Consider the following 20046-nt stretch of genomic DNA (forward strand, 5'->3'; position numbering starts at 1 on the left):
TCAGCCGAAATAGCTCAGAAGGGTATTAATCACCGTACGCTGGTTAACTGGCGCGAGGTTGTAGAACAATGGCAGGCGAAGCAAACGCTCACTTTCTTTGGTCGTGTAACGGTCTTCACCCGCAAATATGCCGAACGCTTCGCCCGCGGGGCTGGAGTGCAGCGGAATGTAGTGGAACACCGCCATAATTTCAGCCTCTTTCAGCCAGGCGATGAGCTGGCTGCGATCGTCGTTATCGCGCAGCTTGATGTAGAACATGTGCGCATTGTGGACACAATCAGCCGGAATGGTCGGGAGTTCAATGCGCCCGGCTTTCGCCAGAGGCTCCAGCGCGTCGTAATAGGTTTGCCACAGGGACAGACGCTGAAGGTTGATACGCTCCGCGGCTTCCAGCTGCGCCCACAGGTATGCCGCCTGCAGATCCGCCATCAGATAACTTGAGCCGATATCGCGCCATGTGTATTTGTCTACCTGTCCGCGGAAGAACTGGCTGCGGTTGGTCCCTTTTTCGCGGATCACTTCCGCGCGCTCGACCAGCGCGCGATCGTTTATCAGCGTCGCGCCGCCCTCACCGCCAGCGGTGTAGTTTTTGGTTTCGTGGAAGCTAAAGCAGCCAATATGGCCGATCGTGCCCAGCGCGCGTCCCTTGTAGGTGGACATCACCCCCTGGGCGGCGTCTTCCACCACAAACAGGTTATGTTTGTTGGCAATCGCCATGATGGTGTCCATTTCGCAGGCTACGCCCGCATAGTGGACCGGCACAATCGCGCGCGTTTTATCGGTGATCGCCGCTTCAATGAGCGTTTCATCAATGTTCATGGTATCCGGACGGATATCCACAAAGACGATTTTCGCCCCGCGCAGGACAAACGCGTTCGCCGTGGAGACGAAGGTATAGCTTGGCATAATGACTTCATCGCCAGGCTGGATATCCAGCAACAGGGCCGCCATTTCCAGTGATGCCGTACAGGACGGGGTCAGCAATACTTTAGCGCTGTGAAAACGCTGCTCCATCCACTGCTGGCAGCGACGGGTAAACCCACCATCACCGCAGAGTTTGCCGCTGCCCATAGCAGACTGCATGTAGTCGAGTTCGGTGCCCACGACGGGTGGTGCGTTAAATGGAATCATCTTGTCACCTGTATAACCAGTAGGCGGTGGCGTCGATGTTGGCACCACTCGCAATATATCGTTTAAGCGCGGCGGTATTGCCCACCTGGGTCGCCACCCGCAGCGTCACAAGTTTTTGCTCCTGCGCCCAGTACAGCGCCGCCTGCATGAGTTTCTCACCCATCCCACGCCCGGCTAATAAGCCAATCCGCGCCTCGCGCTCGTTGAGCTTACGCAGGGAGACAAATCCCTGGATCTGACTGTCCCCTGCCCGAAAAACCAGGCAGACATGGTCAAACGTGCCTTTAACCGCATTCTCCACCCACTGGGCGTAAAACCGTCCGCTATCGCCAGGCGCGTACCAGGGCGCGCGAAAGCGGCTCTGCGCAAACGCCTGGGCCGCCATCTGACGCAACACGGGAATATCCTGTTCGGTTGCCATTTCCGCACCGGGCGCATCGTACCGGGTAAGGGTAATGGAGAGATCGGCCTCACCTTCAACCAGCTTAAAGCCGTGCTGCTGGAGCGCATCAAGCAGATCAGTACGGTCCGCCGGGATCTTAGCCTGTACCCGTTGCCAGGCGGTAAATGCCGATTCCGTCAGTGCCGGCGCATCATCGCGCAGACGCACGATGGCCGACGGCAGACCGAAAAAGGCACTCTCCCATTGCAGAGACTCGAGTACCCCATTCAGGCGGCTCAACGCCAGACACCCTTGGTATCAACCACATACTGCTGATGAACGGCATCGCCGGAGATCGCTTTAAACTCGTTGTGATCCACCAGCAGCACCAGCACATCCGCCGTCGCCAGGGCATTGTCGAGCGCTGTCAGCGTGCAGTGCCCCGCCAGTTTTGCCGGCAGTTCATGAATATTTGGCTCGACCACCAGCGTTTCGCCTTTGTGCCATTCGGCAATCATTCCAGCAATTTCCATTGCCGGGCTTTCGCGCAGGTCGTCAATGTTGGGCTTAAATGCCAGACCAAAGCAGGCGATTTTCAGCTCGCTGGCGCGCTTGCCGCTCTCTGCCAGACAATCCGCTACCGTGGTTTTGACCTGGTTGAGTACCCAGTGCGGTTTGCTGTCGTTCACTTCACGCGCGGTGCGGATCAGACGAGCCTGCGCCGGATTCTGCGCCACGATAAACCACGGGTCGACGGCGATGCAGTGTCCGCCCACGCCCGGGCCTGGCTGGAGAATATTGACACGCGGATGGCGATTCGCCAGGCGAATCAACTCCCAGACGTTAATCCCCTGATCGGCGCAGATCAGTGACAGTTCATTCGCGAAGGCAATGTTAACGTCACGGAAGCTGTTTTCCGTCAGCTTACACATTTCAGCAGTGCGGGAGTTGGTCACCACACATTCGCCTTCAAGGAAAATCTTGTATAGCGCGCTGGCACGTTCAGAACACACGGGCGTCATACCGCCAATCACGCGGTCGTTTTTAATCAGTTCAACCATCACCTGGCCCGGCAGTACGCGCTCCGGACAGTAGGCGATATTGATATCCGCCTGCTCTCCCGCCTGTTGCGGGAAGCTTAAATCAGGACGCGCGTCGGCCAGCCACTGCGCCATCTGCTCGGTCGCGCCAACCGGCGACGTCGACTCAAGGATCACCAGCGCCCCTTTCTTCAGCACGGGCGCGATAGATTTCGCCGCCGCTTCGACATAGACCATATCGGGTTCATGGTCGCCTTTAAATGGCGTGGGAACGGCAATCAGGTACGCATCCGCTTCAACCGGCGTGGTACTGGCGCGCAGGAATCCCCCGTCAACCGCCTCCTTGACCACGCGGTCGAGATCGGGCTCCACAATATGAATTTCGCCACGGTTAATGGTTTCCACCGCGCGTGTGTTGATATCCACACCGACAACCTGTTTTTGACGAGAGGCAAACGCCGCCGCGGTGGGCAAGCCAATGTAGCCAAGACCAATGACAGAGATGGTAGTAAAACTCATAGCGATACCCGATTGTGTTTAAGTGCATGCAAAATACGACCACAAGCCTGCCCGTCGCCATATGGGTTATGGGCCCGGCTCATTGCCTGATACGCTTCCTCGTCGTGCAGCAGGCGCGTGACCTCTTCGACAATCAACTGCGTGCTGGTTCCGACCAGGCGCACGGTTCCCGCTTTAACGGCCTCCGGGCGTTCGGTCGTTTCACGCATCACCAGCACCGGTTTACCGAGGGAAGGCGCTTCTTCCTGGATCCCACCGGAATCGGTGAGGATCAGCCAGGCATGGTTCATCAGCCAGACAAACGGCATGTAGTCCTGCGGTTCCATCAGAAGTACATTGTCAACATGACCCAGAATGCGGTTAACCGGCTCGCTGACGTTAGGGTTGAGATGGACCGGATAAACGATCTGCACATCTTCGTTCTGCGCAGCAATTTCAGCCAGCGCATGACAGATCTGCTCAAAGCCCCTGCCAAAGCTTTCGCGGCGGTGGCCGGTAACCAGGATGGTTTTTTTGCCGTTGTGCAGGAAGGGATAACGGGCAGCAAGGTCTTCCTGCAGTTCGCGGTTCGCCAGCACGCGGTCACGTACCCAAATTAACGCATCAATGACCGTATTACCGGTCACAAAGATTTTGTTATCAGCGATATTTTCACGCAGCAGGTTCTGACGGGAATTTTCCGTGGGTGCAAAGTGGTACATCGCCAGATGTCCGGTGAGCGTGCGGTTAGCTTCTTCCGGCCACGGCGAGTAGAGATTGCCGGTGCGCAGTCCCGCCTCAACATGTCCTACGGGAATACGCTGGTAAAACGCCGCCAGGCTTGTCGCCACGGTGGTGGTGGTGTCGCCGTGAACCAGCACCACGTCGGGCTTGAATGACTCCAGGATCGGCTTGAGCTCTTGCAGGATGCGGCAGGTTATCTCTGTCAGCCCTTGACCCGGTTTCATAATATTAAGATCGTAATCCGGGACGATAGAAAAGAGCGTTAAAACCTGATCGAGCATCTCACGGTGTTGGGCAGTGACACACACTTTCGCTTCAATATCAGGATCGCTGGCCAGCGCATGAACCAGAGGTGCCATCTTAATGGCCTCCGGCCTGGTGCCAAATACGGTAAGTACTTTCACATCGATTCTCTTCGATTAAGCGATGAAGGCCATACATAGCCTTCATCGTAGACGGCGTTCTTAGTTTGTGCGACGACGCGTTAACGCCACGCCAGCGCCCGTCAGTGCGCCGACAATCCCCCACATAATCATCAGGAATGCACGACGCGGACTATCGCGTTTTACAGGTTCTTCAGGCGTTCTCAAATAACGATAGGTCTGAAAACGCGGGTCCAGCGTCGGACCGACATTCAGGGTAGTGAGCATGGCGCGGTTTTGATCGTAGTCGAGGTCAAAATCGGGGCCAACGGCCTGAAGATTTTCCAGACGTGCCTGCAGCATGGGGCGGCCAAGAAGGAACATTTCAGAATCCGGCAGTTCATCAGCCGGTACATCCGTTTCGCTGCGGGAAATATTGTGCTGTTCCGCAATTTTCAGCGCCTGCTCAATATTGTGTACGCGGCGAGCGAAAATGGCTTTCGCCACCTCTTCCTGACGTTTTACCTGCGCCTTCATCTGGATGGTACGGGCCGCCCAGGCACCTTTCAGCTCTTCATTGAGATGACTGGCAGCACGCTGGCTGGCAAACGCAACGTACTGGCGCAACAGGTTGTTGGCATCCGGCGCGGTTTCTGCAATCAGCTTGACGCTGTCATTCACGTTACGCAGTGCATCGCCCGGCATAAACTGGATATTGTTAATCAGGTCATCTAACAGCGCGGCATCCGCCTTGCTGTTACCCACCATACGTTGCTTGTAATAATCCGTCTGGGACCAGAAGTCGCGACGCGTGTCCCAGGAGGCCAACTGCATCACAAACTCTTTGTAGGCTTCATCCATAACAGAAGCCTGGTCAGGTGTCGCCAGATTGGCCTTGATATCCAGGTTACGCAGGAACTGCTGCTGAGAATAAAACCCACCGAGCATGTTAACCGTAGGTCGGTCTGTGATTGCCGTGGCGCTCCACTCCTGTTTTGCAAAGAAAGTGTAGGCCAGGGCTAACAGTGCGAACCCCAGTGCGATCCCCGCAATCCAAAGTTTGCCTGCCCATAACACGCGAAACAAACCACGAATATCCAGTTCATTCTCAGTTACAACTGATTTCGCTCCCGCCAACGGTTGAGTCATCATAGTCCCGGTTTTACTTAGTTAATGTTGGGTTTTTGTCATTGTTACGACGCATCCTGCGTTTCAGACGTTTAATGAATCGCGCCACTTTCCATGCGCGCTTAATACAGTAGCCGTACAGGAAAAATGCTAGCAAGAATAATACCAACATTACCCATTCAGGAATAAAGTGGGCATATTCAGCCGCGACGCCAATGGCGGCCAGAATAGCAGCGGCCAGGGTGATCAGCACAAACGCCTGACGAGAAGTAAAACCCGCGCGCATGATGAGATGATGAATATGCTGACGGTCAGGCGAGAAAGGACTCATCCCTTTACGCAGACGGCGATACATAATCGCCACCATATCCATTAATGGAATAGCAATGATCCACAATGCCGTGACCGGACTGATCGGGTGCGTTTTGCCCTGCGTCGTTTCGAGCAAAATCCAGATCACGGTGAAACCAATCAACGTACTGCCCGCGTCACCCATAAAGACTTTATAGCGACGCCCGAGCGCACCGAGGTTCAGGAGAATATAAGGCAGGATGGCGGCAATCATGGCAAAACACCACATTGCCAGGCTGTACTGACCATCAAACCACAAAATAATGCCGATGGCGGCGAACGAGACAGAAGACAATCCCCCGAGCAGGCCGTCAATGCCGTCGACCATGTTGAAGGCATTGATAGCTGCCCAGACGGCAAAGAGCGTCAGGAAGAAACCAAATGGACCCAGGACTAACTCCCAGGGGCCAAACACATAACCGAGGCTTCTCAGGTACAGCCCACCCACGACCATCATCACCACGCCAATCGCCGCCTGGACGGTGGCGCGTATTTTCACCGCGATATCGAACCGGTCATCAAGCGCCCCGACGAGGACCAGGACACCCGCACAGGCAATATAGAGGGCTGCGTGTGGAATATAATAATCCGCAATACCAAACGTGAAACAGATACCTGCGTAAACAGAGATCCCTCCAACAAGAGGAATAAGTCCCTGATGACGTTTACGAAAATTAGGTTTGTCCACCAACCCTATTCTTTTTGCCACCTTACGCGCGATGAACAAAAAACAGGTTGTGAATAAAAATATACTGATTAGCTCAGTCACAACGGTGAGTAGATTCACAATGGATTGCTCTCAACAAATGTTAGTCCCGGAAGTATAACCATGAAGCCACCGCCTCAGAAGTAATAAAGGTGGCTTCTCACAACTCCCTTTGTATATTTTTCAATCAATTATTTCTTTGACTGTATAAACGGTCCTATTGTCGCACCGACCGGTCAAAATTGGGAGTAGGTGGTACTAGCGTATAGTCCATAAAAGAAAAACGCCACGTAAAAACGTGGCGTTCACTGGCTTTATTTGCGTTACGAGCGTTTCATCATGTCGAAGAAATCGTCGTTGGTTTTGGTCATCGCCAGTTTGTTAATGAGGAACTCCATCGCGTCAATTTCACCCATTGGATGGATGATTTTGCGCAGGATCCACATTTTCTGCAGCTCTTCCTGGGTGGTGAGCAGCTCTTCTTTACGGGTACCGGAACGGTTGTAGTCGATTGCCGGGAAGACGCGTTTTTCAGCAATCTTACGAGAAAGGTGCAGTTCCATGTTGCCTGTCCCTTTAAACTCTTCGTAAATCACTTCGTCCATTTTGGAGCCGGTATCGATCAGCGCTGTCGCGATGATCGTCAGGCTGCCGCCCTCTTCCACGTTACGTGCTGCACCGAAGAAGCGTTTTGGACGATGCAGGGCGTTAGCATCCACACCACCGGTCAGTACTTTACCGGAAGCCGGGACCACGGTGTTGTAGGCACGCGCCAGACGCGTAATGGAGTCGAGCAGGATGATCACGTCTTTCTTGTGCTCAACCAGGCGTTTCGCCTTCTCGATCACCATCTCAGCCACCTGAACGTGGCGAGAGGCCGGTTCGTCAAAGGTCGAAGCCACAACTTCACCTTTAACCAGACGCTGCATCTCGGTAACTTCTTCCGGACGTTCGTCAATCAGCAGCACCATCAGCACACAGTCAGGGTGGTTGTAAGCAATACTCTGCGCGATGTTCTGCAGCAGCATGGTTTTACCCGCTTTTGGCGGTGCCACAATCAGACCACGCTGACCACGACCGATTGGTGAGGCCAGATCCAGAACACGTGCGGTTAAGTCTTCGGTAGAACCGTTACCACGCTCCATACGCAGGCGAGAGTTTGCGTGCAGCGGCGTTAAGTTCTCAAAGAGGATCTTATTACGCGAGTTTTCTGGTTTGTCGAAGTTAACTTCGTTGACTTTCAACAGCGCAAAGTAGCGTTCACCCTCTTTAGGAGGACGAATCTTACCTGAAATGGTGTCACCAGTGCGGAGGTTGAAACGGCGGATTTGGCTGGGGGATACGTAGATGTCGTCAGGGCCGGCGAGGTAGGAGCTGTCTGCAGAGCGGAGGAAACCAAATCCGTCTTGCAATATCTCCAGCACACCGTCGCCAAAGATATCTTCGCCACTCTTAGCGTGCTGCTTCAGGATGGCGAAAATGATGTCCTGCTTGCGCATACGAGCCTGGTTTTCCAGTCCCATATTTTCGCCGAGAGTGATCAGCTCAGAAACCGGCGTATTCTTTAATTCGGTAAGATTCATAATGGTGTGGGTTCTTAAACTCGGGGTGATTCTCGAACTTAATGTTGTGAATGGTATGGCAGGGTCATCCATGCCTGTTTAGCGGCCATCAACTCATGTCTGTTCGCTGTCTGGTCACAGGGAAAGAACGCAGAACTGAAACGACAAGACGGATTGAGTGACAAGCCCGGAATTTAGCCACTTCACGCACTGTTTATGTCAACAACGGGAAGTATCGGGTAAAACAAGATTCAAACAACAAGATATGTTTAAAACGAAGTCATAGCTAACTTAGCACGACTTCTGCCGGGCGTCCAGAGTTCCACATCATTTAGCAAGATGCTCTGGACGCACAGCGGAGAAACCTTACGCCAGGTTAGCGTCCAGGAACTCTTTCAGTTGACCTTTGGACAGCGCGCCCACTTTGGTCGCCGCCACTTCGCCGTTTTTGAACAGCAGCAGGGTCGGGATACCACGGATACCGTATTTTGGTGCGGTGCCCGGGTTCTGGTCGATGTTCAGCTTGGCAACGGTCAGTTTGCCCTGATATTCGTCGGCGATCTCATCCAGAATCGGGGCGATCATTTTGCAAGGACCACACCATTCAGCCCAGAAATCGACGAGGATCAGCCCGTCAGCCTTAAGTACGTCCGTGTCAAAACTGTCGTCTGTCAGGTGAATAATTTTATCGCTCATATATAACTCCACAGGAATAAGCCTGGTACGTTGGTTTTGTCTCCACCAACGACGTGTTGATGTCGCATTAACCAACTAAAGGTTGACTTTATTTCACCGGATACGCTTTCGTAAAGCAATAGTAAGCTGATATTCTACCACACTATGAGCAAAACACATTTAACAGAACAGAAGTTTTCCGACTTCGCCCTGCACCCAAAAGTGATTGAAGCCCTTGAAAACAAAGGCTTTCATAACTGCACGCCCATTCAGGCCCTCGCCCTGCCGCTGACGCTGGCCGGTCGCGATGTTGCAGGGCAGGCGCAAACCGGTACTGGCAAAACGATGGCGTTTTTGACGTCAACGTTTCATTATTTACTTTCTCACCCAGCGATTGCAGACCGCAAAGTTAACCAGCCGCGCGCGCTAATTATGGCCCCGACGCGAGAACTGGCGGTACAGATCCACGCAGACGCTGAACCCCTGGCACAGGCTACCGGCCTCAAGCTGGGTCTGGCCTATGGCGGTGACGGTTACGATAAGCAGCTGAAAGTGCTGGAAAGCGGTGTGGATATCCTGATCGGTACCACTGGCCGTCTTATCGATTACGCCAAACAGAACCACATTAACCTCGGTGCCATCCAGGTTGTAGTGCTCGATGAAGCCGACCGCATGTACGATTTGGGCTTCATTAAAGACATCCGCTGGCTGTTCCGCCGCATGCCGCCGGCCAACCAGCGTCTGAATATGCTGTTCTCTGCCACCCTCTCTTACCGTGTACGCGAACTGGCGTTCGAACAGATGAACAACGCCGAATATGTGGAAGTGGAGCCGGAGCAGAAAACGGGTCACCGCATTAAAGAAGAGCTCTTCTATCCTTCCAATGAAGAGAAAATGCGTCTGCTGCAAACGCTGATTGAAGAAGAGTGGCCGGATCGCGCCATTATCTTCGCGAACACCAAACATCGTTGTGAAGACATCTGGGGCCATCTGGCTGCTGATGGTCACCGTGTAGGCCTGTTGACTGGCGACGTGGCGCAGAAAAAACGCCTGCGTATTCTCGAAGAGTTTACCCGTGGCGATCTCGACATTCTGGTCGCAACCGACGTGGCAGCTCGTGGTTTGCACATTCCAGCCGTGACGCACGTCTTCAACTATGACCTGCCAGACGACTGTGAAGACTATGTACACCGTATCGGTCGTACCGGTCGTGCGGGCGCAAGCGGTCACTCGATTAGCCTTGCGTGTGAAGAGTATGCGCTGAATCTGCCCGCCATTGAGGCTTACATCGGTCACTCTATTCCGCAGAGCAAATACAATCCGGAAGCGCTGTTAAGCGAACTGCCGCCGCCTAAGCGTCTTACCCGCCCACGCTCCGGCAATGGTCCGCGTCGTTCAGGTGGCGCGCCGCGTAATCGTCGTCGTTCAGGTTAAGAAAATATGCTCAGCTCCACCTCGCTTTACGCAGCCATCGATCTCGGTTCGAATAGTTTTCATATGCTGGTTGTGCGCGAGGTGGCGGGAAGCATACAAACGCTGACGCGCATTAAGCGCAAGGTCCGCCTCGCGGCGGGCCTGAGCAGCGACAATTACCTCTCACCAGAAGCCATGGAACGTGGCTGGCAGTGTCTGCGGCTCTTCGCTGAGCGTCTGCAGGATATCCCCCATTCCCAAATCACCGTTGTCGCCACCGCGACACTCCGTCTGGCGGTTAACGCCGTGGATTTTATTGCCAGAGCGCAGGAAATTCTCGGTTGTCCGGTTCAGGTGATCAGCGGTGAAGAAGAAGCTCGCCTGATTTATCAGGGTGTTGCGCATACCACAGGGGGCGACGATCGCCGTCTGGTGGTGGATATCGGCGGTGCCAGCACGGAGCTGGTCACCGGTACGGGCGCGCAGGCGACCTCGCTGTTTAGCCTGTCGATGGGCTGTGTGACCTGGCTTGAGCGCTACTTTGCCGACCGCAATCTCGGCAAAGAGAACTTCGACGAGGCAGAAAATGCCGCGCGCGAGGTATTACGTCCGGTGATGGACGAACTGCGCTATCACGGCTGGAAAGTCTGCGTAGGTGCCTCGGGTACCGTGCAGGCCTTGCAGGAAATTATGATGGCACAGGGCATGGACGAGCGGATTACGCTTGCCAAGCTTCAGCAGCTTAAACAGCGCGCTATTCAGTGCGGACGACTGGAAGAGCTGGAAATTGAAGGCCTGACTCTTGAACGTGCGCTGGTCTTCCCGAGCGGGCTGGCCATTCTGATCGCCATTTTCACCGAGCTCAACATCACCTGTATGACGCTGGCCGGCGGCGCACTGCGCGAAGGTCTGGTCTATGGGATGTTGCATTTGTCGGTTGATCAGGACATTCGTAGCCGTACGCTGCGCAACGTACAGCGCCGTTTTCTGGTGGATATCGATCAGGCTGGTCGCGTGGCGCAACTGGCGTCACGCTTCGCCGATCAGGTCGCTAACGCATGGGATCTCGATCATCTGAGCCGCGATCTCTTGCTGAGCGCCTGTGCGCTCCATGAAGTGGGGCTGAGCATTGATTTTAAGCAGGCTCCTGCTCACGCTGCGTATCTGGTGCGTAACCTTGATTTACCGGGCTATACGCCCGCGCAGAAAAAACTGCTGGCAACGCTGCTGCTGAACCAGACCAATGCCGTTGATCTCTCTTCTTTGCACCAGCAAAACGCCGTACCGCCGCGTGTGGCCGAGCATCTGTGCCGTCTGCTGCGTCTGGCGATCCTGTTTGCCAGCCGCCGCCGCGATGATTTGCTGCCTGCGATCAACCTGGTGGCCGATGACGAAAAATTGTCCCTGACGCTGCCGGAAAAGTGGCTGGATAATCACCCGCTTGGGGCTGAGTTGATCGAGCAGGAATGCCAGTGGCAGAGCTATGTGCACTGGGTGTTGGAAGTAAAGTAAGAGAGTGAAAAATGCCGGGTGGCGGCTTCGCCTTACCCGGCCTACAAATAATTATCCTTTCTCTTTCGCTTTTGCCAGCATGGCGCGAATGTTCGCCACGTTAGCCTGCCCCTTGTGCATACGCTCTTCTGCGGTAATCACTTTGCGCTCCTGTTCCCAGATCAGGTCATCCTGCGGCAGTTCCAGCAGGAACCGGCTCGGCTCCGGGCGCACCAGCTCGCCGTATTGACGACGCTCTTTACACAGGGTGAACGTCAGCTCTTTCTGCGCGCGGGTGATCCCCACATAGGCCAGACGGCGCTCCTCGTCGACGTTGTCTTCATCGATACTGCTCTGGTGCGGCAATAAGCCCTCTTCCATGCCAACCAGATAGACATACGGGAACTCCAGCCCTTTTGACGCATGGAGCGTCATCAGCTGAACCTGATCGGCCTCTTCTTCGCTCTCACCGCGCTCCATCATATCGCGCAGGGTAAAGCGGGTGACCACCTGCGTCAGGGTCATTGGCTCGTCGATTTCGGAGCCTTCCAGCATTTCCGTCATCCAGCTGAACAGCTGGTTAACGTTTTTCATACGCATCTCTGCCGCCTTCGGGCTGGCAGACGTTTCATACAGCCAGGACTCGTAGTCGATGCCGTGAATCAGGTCGCGGACAGCGGCCACCGGTTCACGCTCCGCCAGACGCTGCACTTCACCCAGCCAGTGGGTAAAGCGGGTTAACGAATCATAACCCCGACCGGTTAACGTCTGGCTCAGCCCCAGGTCGAAGCTGGCCGTGAACAGGCTTTTGTTGCGCGTCATCGCCCATTCGCCCAGCTTTTGCAGCGTCGCCGGACCAATCTCACGTTTCGGGGTATTCACAATACGCAGAAACGCGCTGTCATCATCCGGGTTGGTGAGCACGCGCAGGTAAGCCAGCAGATCTTTGATTTCCGGCCGCGAGAAGAACGAGGTGCCGCCCGAAATTTTGTACGGGATGCGGTTCTGCATCAGCATCTTTTCAAAGACGCGCGACTGATGGTTACCACGATAGAGGATCGCGTAATCCTTGTAGTCGGTTTTATTGACGAAGTGGTGAGCAATCAGTTCACCCGTGACGCGCTCCGCTTCGTGCTCTTCATTGTTGGCACTGAGCACTTTCAGCTCGGTGCCATAGCCGAGTTCAGAGAACAGGCGCTTCTCAAACACGTGCGGGTTATTGGCAATCAGAATATTGGCCGCTTTCAGGATACGCCCCGAGGAGCGGTAGTTCTGCTCGAGCTTAATCACCTGCAGCGCCGGAAAATCTTTACTCAGCAGCACCAGGTTTTGTGGACGCGCACCGCGCCAGGAGTAAATAGACTGGTCGTCATCGCCTACCACGGTGAAACGCGCACGCTGTCCCACCAGCAGCTTCACCAGCTCATACTGGCTGGTGTTGGTATCCTGATATTCATCCACCAGCAGGTAGCGGATCTTGTTTTGCCAGCGCTCGCGCACCTCTTCATTACGCTGCAGCAGCAGCGTTGGCAGCAGGATCAGGTCGTCAAAATCCAGCACGTTGCACGCTTTCATGTGCGCATCGTACAGGCCGTAGCAATGGGCGAAGATCCGATCCCGTTCGCCTTTGGCACTCGCCGCCGCCTGTGCGGGAGTCATCAGATCGTTTTTCCAGTTGGAGATCGTCGAGATCAGCTGTTGCAACAGCACTTTGTCATCTTCGATCAGCCCCTCGGTGAGCTCTTTGAGCAACGCCACCTGATCGGTGTCATCGAAAAGCGAGAAGTTGGCCTTCATTCCCAGCGCCGCATATTCGCGTTTGATGATATCCAGCCCCAGCGTGTGGAAGGTGGAGATCATCAGGCCGCGCGCCTCTTTACGCCCCAGGGTCTGGCCGACACGCTCTTTCATTTCACGTGCCGCTTTATTGGTAAAGGTTACCGCCGCAATGTGCCGGGCCTGATAGCCGCAGCCGCGGATCAGGTGGGCAATTTTATTGGTGATCACGCGGGTTTTACCGGAGCCAGCCCCCGCCAGCACCAGACACGGTCCGGTGACAAATTCGACGGCTTGTTGTTGTCCGGGGTTTAAACGCATAAATGATCACTCAATGAAAGTCAGGAGGGGAGAATAACAGCGTGGTAGTATAGCGAGCCTAATCCATACCACTCAAGGCACGATCATGGCAAAAACAGCAGCAGCACTGCATATTCTTGTTAAAGAAGAGAAACTGGCTCTGGATCTTCTGGAGCAGCTTAAAAACGGCGCCGATTTCGGCAAGCTGGCGAAGAAACACTCCATTTGTCCATCAGGCAAACGCGGTGGTGATTTAGGTGAATTCCGCCAGGGCCAGATGGTTCCGGCGTTTGATAAAGTGGTCTTCTCCTGCCCGGTGCTGGAGCCAACCGGACCGCTGCACACGCAGTTCGGCTACCACGTGATTAAAGTGCTGTATCGGAAATAAACAGCAAGGCCTTCTCTTAGAGAAGGCCTTTAATGTTTGCACCCTCTCCCTGTGGGAGAGGGCCAGGGTGAGGGCATCAGCCCGCACCTGTTGTTAACCCGCTACCGCGATACGCTTCATGTCGGTCATGTAGCCACGCAGTTTGTGACCTACTTTCTCGATCTGGTGGCTGCGAATGGCTTCGTTTACATCACGCAGCTGTGCGTTGTCCACGGCACCTTCCGCAATCGCCTTGCCCAGATCGCCCGGCTGCAGAGTGGTCATGAACTCTTTCAGCAGCGGTACACAGGCATAAGAGAACAGATAGTTACCGTATTCTGCGGTATCCGAGATAACCACGTTCATTTCGTACAGACGCTTACGGGCGATAGTATTCGCGATCAGCGGCAGCTCGTGCAGTGATTCGTAGTATGCAGACTCTTCGATGATGCCGGAATCCACCATGGTTTCGAACGCCAGCTCAACGCCTGCTTTCACCATCGCGATCATCAGTACGCCTTTATCGAAGTACTCCTGCTCGCCGATTTTACCTTCATACTGTGGCGCGGTTTCGAACGCGGTTTTACCGGTCTCTTCACGCCAGGTCAGCAGTTTCTTATCGTCGTTCGCCCAGTCCGCCATCATACCGGAAGAGAACTCGCCGGAGATAATGTCGTCCATATGTTTCTGGAACAGCGGAGCCATGATGGTTTTCAGCTGCTCAGACAGCGCGTATGCACGCAGTTTCGCCGGGTTGGACAGACGGTCCATCATCAGGGTGATACCGCCCTGTTTCAGCGCTTCGGTGATGGTTTCCCAGCCGAACTGAATCAGTTTTTCTGCGTATGCCGGGTCGGTACCCTCTTCCACCAGCTTGTCGAAGCACAGCAGGGAGCCCGCCTGCAGCATGCCGCACAGAATGGTCTGCTCGCCCATCAGGTCAGATTTCACTTCAGCCACGAAGGACGATTCCAGAACGCCCGCACGGTGGCCGCCGGTCGCCGCTGCCCATGCTTTAGCGATCGCCATCCCTTCGCCTTTCGGATCGTTTTCCGGGTGAACCGCGATGAGGGTCGGCACGCCGAAACCACGCTTGTACTCTTCACGCACTTCTGTACCCGGGCATTTCGGTGCAACCATCACGACGGTGATGTCTTTACGGATTTGCTCGCCCACTTCAACGATGTTGAAGCCGTGAGAGTAACCCAGCGCCGCGCCGTCTTTCATCAGCGGCTGCACGGAGCGCACAACGTCAGAGTGCTGTTTGTCTGGCGTCAGGTTAACCACCAGGTCCGCCTGCGGGATCAGCTCTTCGTAGGTACCTACTTTAAAACCGTTTTCGGTCGCTTTACGCCATGAAGCACGCTTCTCAGCAATGGCTTCTTTGCGCAGGGCGTAAGAGATATCCAGACCGGAGTCACGCATGTTCAGGCCCTGGTTCAGACCCTGTGCGCCACAGCCGACGATGACCACTTTTTTCCCCTGAAGATAGCTCGCGCCATCGGCAAATTCGTCGCGCGCCATAAAGCGGCATTTGCCCAGCTGCGCCAGCTGCTGGCGCAGATTCAGTGTGTTGAAGTAGTTAGCCATGGTGATACCTCGTGATGTTGTGTTGTCGTGCTTATTGTTCGGTTCGCTTATGCGAGAATGAACTTACTATATGACAGGAATTTTATTGCGGAAATTGATATATTCACAACGTCATGTTGCAATATCTGCAATGTAAAACGGGGGAGTGGAATCCGTGGATTTACGCGATCTGAAAATGTTCCTGCATCTGGCGGAAAGCCGCCATTTTGGCCGCAGCGCCCGGGCGATGCACGTCAGTCCCTCCACGCTTTCACGCCAGATCCAGCGTCTTGAAGAAGACCTCGGCCAGCCGCTGTTTGTGCGCGATAATCGTACCGTCACGCTCACGGAAGCAGGAGAAGAGCTGCGCATTTTTGCCCAGCAAACCTTGTTGCAGTATCAGCAGCTGCGGCACACCATCGATCAGCAAGGGCCGTCGCTCTCCGGTGAGCTGCATATTTTCTGCTCCGTGACCGCCGCCTACAGCCATCTGCCGCCTATCCTTGACCGTTTCCGCGCGGAACACCCCTCGGTTGAAATTAAACTCACCACCGGCGACGCCGCCGACGCGATGGAAAAAGTGGTCACCGGCGAAGCGGATCTGGCGATTGCCGGGAAACCGGAAACCCTGCCCGGCGCGGTGGCGTTTTCGATGCTGGAAAATCTGGCGGTGGTACTGATCGCTCCGGCGCTGCCCTGCCCGGTGCGTAATCAGGTGTCAGTGGAAAAGCCGGACTGGTCAACGGTACCGTTTATCATGGCCGATCAGGGGCCGGTACGTCGCCGCATCGAGCTGTGGTTCCGTCGGCAAAAAATCAGCAATCCATCGATTTACGCCACGGTCGGTGGTCATGAGGCGATGGTGTCAATGGTGGCACTCGGCTGCGGCGTGGCGCTGCTGCCGGAGGTGGTGCTGGAAAATAGCCCGGAGCCGGTACGTAATCGCGTGATGATTTTAGAACGCAGCGATGAGAAGACGCCGTTTGAGCTTGGCGTATGTGCACAAAAAAAGCGGCTGCATGAGCCGCTTATTGATGCGTTCTGGAAGATACTGCCGAACCACTGAAGCCGGGTGGCGCTACGCTTACCCGGCCTACGCGCAGCCGAACCGTTAGCCCGCGAGGAAGAACCTGAACGCCGGGTTATGGGTCTCATCGTGGCACTCGTAGCCCAGCTCGTTCAGGCGCGTTTCGAAATCAGGCTCGTGCTCGGCGAGTTCAAACGCCGCCAGCACGCGGCCGTAATCAGTGCCGTGGCTGCGGTAGTGGAACAGGGAGATGTTCCAGTGCGTGCCCAGCGTATGCAGGAACTTCAGCAGCGCACCCGGTGATTCCGGGAATTCGAAGCTGTAAAGACGTTCCTGGAGTGGCTTCGACGGACGTCCGCCGACCATATAGCGCACGTGCAGCTTCGCCATTTCGTCGTCGGAGAGATCCACCACGCTGTAGCCACCTTCATGCAACAGGTTGAGGATCTCTTTGCGCTCTTCCAGACCGCGGCTTAAACGCACGCCGACAAAAATGCAGGCGTCTTTCGCATCGGCAAAACGGTAGTTGAACTCCGTCACCGAACGGCCACCCAGCAGCTGGCAGAACTTGAGGAAACTGCCCTTCTCTTCCGGAATGGTGACCGCCAGCAGCGCTTCACGCTGTTCACCCAGCTCGCAGCGCTCGGAAACGTAGCGCAGGCCGTGGAAATTGACGTTAGCCCCCGAGAGTACGTGCGCCAGGCGCTCGCCGCGAATATTGTGCTGGGCGATGTATTTTTTCATTCCCGCCAGCGCCAGCGCGCCGGACGGTTCTGCCACCGCACGCACATCCTCAAACAGATCTTTCATCGCTGCACAGATTGCATCACTGTCAACGGTGACGATGTCATCAAGATACTCCCGGCACAGGCGGAAGGTTTCGTCGCCAATGCGCTTCACCGCCACACCTTCGGCAAACAGCCCGACGCGGGGCAGATCTACCGGATGCCCGGCATCCAGCGCCGCTTTCAGGCAGGCAGAATCTTCGGCTTCCACGGCAATGACTTTGATCTGCGGCATCAGCTGTTTGATCAGCACCGCCACGCCCGCCGCTAATCCACCACCGCCCACCGGAACGAAAACGCGGTCGAGATGGGCATCCTGCTGCAGCAGCTCCAGCGCCAGCGTGCCCTGGCCGGCAATCACCATCGGGTGGTCGAACGGCGGCACCCAGGTGAATCCCTGCTGTTGCGCCAGCTCGATCGCTTTGGCTTTCGCTTCATCAAAGTTTGCCCCATGGAGCAGCACTTCACCGCCGAAGCCTCGTACCGCGTCGACTTTGATATCCGCAGTAGCCACCGGCATCACGATTAACGCTTTCAACCCTAAACGGGCAGACGAGAACGCCACACCCTGCGCATGGTTACCGGCAGACGCCGTAATCACGCCGCGCGCTTTTTGCTCATCGGTCAGCCCGGCCATCATCGCGTAGGCCCCGCGCAGCTTAAAGCTGTGCACCGGCTGACGGTCTTCGCGCTTGACCAGAATGACGTTGTCGAGGCGCGAGGAGAGTTTTTCCATTTTCTGCAGCGGAGTGACCTGTACCGCTTCATAGACCGGCGCGCGCAGCACCGCCCGGAGATATTCCGCCCCCTCAGGGGCGGCGGATAAGGGTTGTGACTCGGCCATCATTAGCCCCCAAGTTTCGATTTATCGCGTACCGCGCCTTTGTCTGCACTGGTCGCCAGGCTCGCGTAAGCGCGCAGGGCAAAGGAGACTTCACGCTGGCGGTCTTTTGGCGCCCAGGCTTTATCACCGCGCGCTTCCTGTGCTTCACGACGCGCCGCAATTTCCTGATCGCTCAGCTTGAGCTGGATCCCGCGATTCGGAATGTCGATTTCGATCAGGTCACCATCTTCGATGATGGCGATGTTGCCGCCGCTTGCCGCTTCCGGAGAGACGTGGCCGATGGAGAGGCCTGAAGTACCGCCCGAGAAACGTCCGTCGGTGATCAGCGCGCAGGCTTTACCGAGGCCCATGGATTTCAGGAAAGTGGTTGGGTAGAGCATCTCCTGCATGCCCGGCCCGCCTTTTGGCCCTTCGTAGCGGATGACAACCACGTCGCCCTCCACCACTTTACCGCCCAGGATGGCATCTACCGCCTCATCCTGGCTTTCGTAGACTTTTGCCGGGCCGGTAAACTTGAGGATGCTGTCATCTACGCCAGCGGTTTTGACGATACAGCCATTTTCAGCGAAGTTACCGTACAGCACTGCCAGCCCGCCGTCTTTGCTGTAGGCATGTTCAAGAGAGCGGATGCACCCTTCTGCGCGGTCATCGTCCAGCGTGTCCCAGCGGCAATCCTGGGAGAAGGCCTGCGTGGTGCGAATACCGGCCGGGCCGGCGCGGAACATCTTTTTCACCGCGTCGTCTTTGGTCAGCATCACGTCGTATTTATCCAGCGTCTGCGGCAGCGTCAGGCCAAGCACGTTCTGAACGTCGCGGTTCAGCAGCCCGGCGCGATCCAGCTCGCCGAGAATACCGATGACGCCACCCGCGCGGTGGACGTCTTCCATGTGGTATTTCTGGGTGCTTGGCGCGACCTTACACAGCTGTGGCACTTTGCGGGAGAGCTTATCGATATCGCTCATGGTGAAGTCGATTTCGGCTTCCTGCGCGGCGGCCAGCAGGTGCAGAACGGTATTGGTGGAACCGCCCATGGCGATATCCAGCGTCATGGCGTTTTCAAACGCGGCCTTGCTGGCGATGTTGCGCGGCAGCGCGCTGGCATCGTCCTGCTCGTAGTAACGTTTGGTCAGCTCAACGATGCGCTTACCGGCGTTAAGGAACAGCTGTTTACGATCGGCGTGGGTCGCCAGCAGCGAGCCGTTGCCCGGCTGAGACAGGCCCAGCGCTTCAGTCAGACAGTTCATAGAGTTGGCGGTGAACATCCCGGAACAGGAGCCGCAGGTTGGGCACGCGGAGCGCTCCACCTGATTACTCTGCTCGTCAGAGACTTTCGGGTCCGCGCCCTGAATCATCGCATCCACCAGGTCGAGCTTGATGATTTTGTCGGAAAGCTTGGTTTTACCCGCTTCCATTGGACCGCCGGAGACGAAGATCACCGGAATGTTCAGGCGCAGGGAGGCCATCAGCATCCCCGGGGTGATTTTATCGCAGTTGGAGATACAGACCATGGCATCAGCGCAGTGGGCGTTAACCATGTACTCCACCGAGTCGGCGATCAGCTCGCGCGACGGCAGTGAATAGAGCATGCCCCCGTGCCCCATCGCGATACCGTCATCCACCGCAATGGTGTTGAACTCTTTCGCCACCCCGCCAGCAGCTTCAATTTGCTCGGCAACCAGCTTACCGAGATCGCGCAGGTGCACGTGACCCGGTACAAACTGGGTAAAGGAGTTCACCACGGCGATAATCGGCTTACCGAAATCAGCGTCGGTCATCCCGGTGGCGCGCCACAGCGCGCGGGCACCGGCCATGTTACGGCCATGGGTGGTGGTGGCGGAACGATACTTAGGCATGCTTTATTTACTCCCGTCTGACGAGTCAAAGGGACGGTGCGT

General features: G+C 55.8%; 16 protein-coding genes. 4 read left to right on the top strand and 12 right to left on the bottom strand.

Annotated features, from left to right (window positions below; genetic code table 11):
- The 8 genes from rffA to trxA all read right to left on the bottom strand — a co-directional run bounded on the left by rffA (position 1) and on the right by trxA (position 8600).
- Positions 1-1131 carry a dTDP-4-amino-4,6-dideoxygalactose transaminase gene (gene rffA, locus SP99_RS21675; RefSeq protein ID WP_047959699.1) on the bottom strand — a complete coding sequence of 377 codons (1131 nt, stop codon included), beginning with the start codon at positions 1129-1131 and terminating at the stop codon, positions 1-3.
- A gap of 4 nt (positions 1132-1135) precedes the next feature.
- Positions 1136-1813, bottom strand: a complete 678-nt coding sequence (gene rffC, locus SP99_RS21680; protein WP_047959700.1) for a dTDP-4-amino-4,6-dideoxy-D-galactose acyltransferase — start codon at positions 1811-1813, stop codon at positions 1136-1138.
- Positions 1810-3072 carry a UDP-N-acetyl-D-mannosamine dehydrogenase gene (gene wecC, locus SP99_RS21685; RefSeq protein WP_047959701.1) on the bottom strand — a complete coding sequence of 421 codons (1263 nt, stop codon included), beginning with the start codon at positions 3070-3072 and terminating at the stop codon, positions 1810-1812. The genes rffC and wecC overlap by 4 nt, the downstream gene beginning before the upstream one ends.
- A complete protein-coding gene (wecB, locus tag SP99_RS21690; protein WP_025757578.1) occupies positions 3069-4199 on the bottom strand; it encodes a non-hydrolyzing UDP-N-acetylglucosamine 2-epimerase in 1131 nt (376 codons plus the stop codon). The genes wecC and wecB overlap by 4 nt, the downstream gene beginning before the upstream one ends.
- Positions 4200-4259: 60 nt before the next feature.
- The gene (wzzE, locus tag SP99_RS21695; RefSeq protein ID WP_025757579.1) at positions 4260-5306 is read right to left on the bottom strand and encodes an ECA polysaccharide chain length modulation protein; all 1047 of its coding nucleotides are present in this window, start codon (positions 5304-5306) and stop codon (positions 4260-4262) included.
- Between the two features lie 13 nt (positions 5307-5319).
- Positions 5320-6423 (bottom strand): UDP-N-acetylglucosamine--undecaprenyl-phosphate N-acetylglucosaminephosphotransferase, encoded by a 1104-nt coding sequence (wecA, locus tag SP99_RS21700; RefSeq protein ID WP_047959702.1) that lies wholly within the window; start codon positions 6421-6423, stop codon positions 5320-5322.
- Positions 6424-6665: 242 nt separating this feature from the next.
- Positions 6666-7925, bottom strand: a complete 1260-nt coding sequence (gene rho / locus SP99_RS21705; protein ID WP_008501566.1) for a transcription termination factor Rho — start codon at positions 7923-7925, stop codon at positions 6666-6668.
- Positions 7926-8270: 345 nt separating this feature from the next.
- Positions 8271-8600: a thioredoxin TrxA gene (gene trxA, locus SP99_RS21710; RefSeq protein ID WP_006179218.1), complete on the bottom strand. Its 330-nt coding sequence runs from the start codon at positions 8598-8600 to the stop codon at positions 8271-8273.
- A 144-nt stretch (positions 8601-8744) separates the two neighbouring features.
- Here trxA and rhlB point away from each other — a divergent pair, with 144 nt between their 5' ends.
- On the top strand, positions 8745-10013 hold the full coding sequence (rhlB, locus tag SP99_RS21715; RefSeq protein WP_025757583.1) for an ATP-dependent RNA helicase RhlB: 1269 nt from the start codon (positions 8745-8747) through the stop codon (positions 10011-10013).
- Positions 10014-10019: 6 nt separating this feature from the next.
- Positions 10020-11504, top strand: a complete 1485-nt coding sequence (gene gppA / locus SP99_RS21720) for a guanosine-5'-triphosphate,3'-diphosphate diphosphatase (RefSeq protein ID WP_025757584.1) — start codon at positions 10020-10022, stop codon at positions 11502-11504.
- A 51-nt stretch (positions 11505-11555) separates the two neighbouring features.
- On the opposite strand, the gene rep is transcribed toward gppA, so the two are convergent.
- Positions 11556-13580, bottom strand: coding sequence for a DNA helicase Rep (rep, locus tag SP99_RS21725; protein ID WP_025757586.1), 2025 nt, complete (start codon positions 13578-13580; stop codon positions 11556-11558).
- Between the two features lie 85 nt (positions 13581-13665).
- On the opposite strand from rep, the gene ppiC reads away from it, so the two are divergent.
- Complete coding sequence (gene ppiC, locus SP99_RS21730) at positions 13666-13947, top strand: peptidylprolyl isomerase PpiC (protein WP_013099282.1); 282 nt, start codon at positions 13666-13668, stop codon at positions 13945-13947.
- Positions 13948-14040: 93 nt separating this feature from the next.
- On the opposite strand, the gene ilvC is transcribed toward ppiC, so the two are convergent.
- Positions 14041-15516: a ketol-acid reductoisomerase gene (gene ilvC, locus SP99_RS21735; RefSeq protein WP_008501571.1), complete on the bottom strand. Its 1476-nt coding sequence runs from the start codon at positions 15514-15516 to the stop codon at positions 14041-14043.
- A 154-nt stretch (positions 15517-15670) separates the two neighbouring features.
- Here ilvC and ilvY point away from each other — a divergent pair, with 154 nt between their 5' ends.
- Positions 15671-16561, top strand: coding sequence for an HTH-type transcriptional activator IlvY (ilvY, locus tag SP99_RS21740; protein WP_017382574.1), 891 nt, complete (start codon positions 15671-15673; stop codon positions 16559-16561).
- A gap of 45 nt (positions 16562-16606) precedes the next feature.
- Here ilvY and ilvA read toward each other — a convergent pair whose 3' ends face one another.
- Together ilvA and ilvD are read right to left on the bottom strand one after the other, a co-directional pair.
- Positions 16607-18151: a threonine ammonia-lyase, biosynthetic gene (gene ilvA, locus SP99_RS21745; protein WP_094919524.1), complete on the bottom strand. Its 1545-nt coding sequence runs from the start codon at positions 18149-18151 to the stop codon at positions 16607-16609.
- Positions 18152-18153: 2 nt separating this feature from the next.
- Entirely contained in the window at positions 18154-20004 is a 1851-nt protein-coding gene (gene ilvD, locus SP99_RS21750) for a dihydroxy-acid dehydratase (protein ID WP_047959704.1), read from the bottom strand.
- Positions 20005-20046: the final 42 nt, after the last annotated feature.

Origin of the sequence: Enterobacter sp. BIDMC92 (assembly GCF_001030225.1) — a bacterium.
In the GTDB taxonomy this organism is placed as follows: domain Bacteria; phylum Pseudomonadota; class Gammaproteobacteria; order Enterobacterales; family Enterobacteriaceae; genus Enterobacter; species Enterobacter sichuanensis.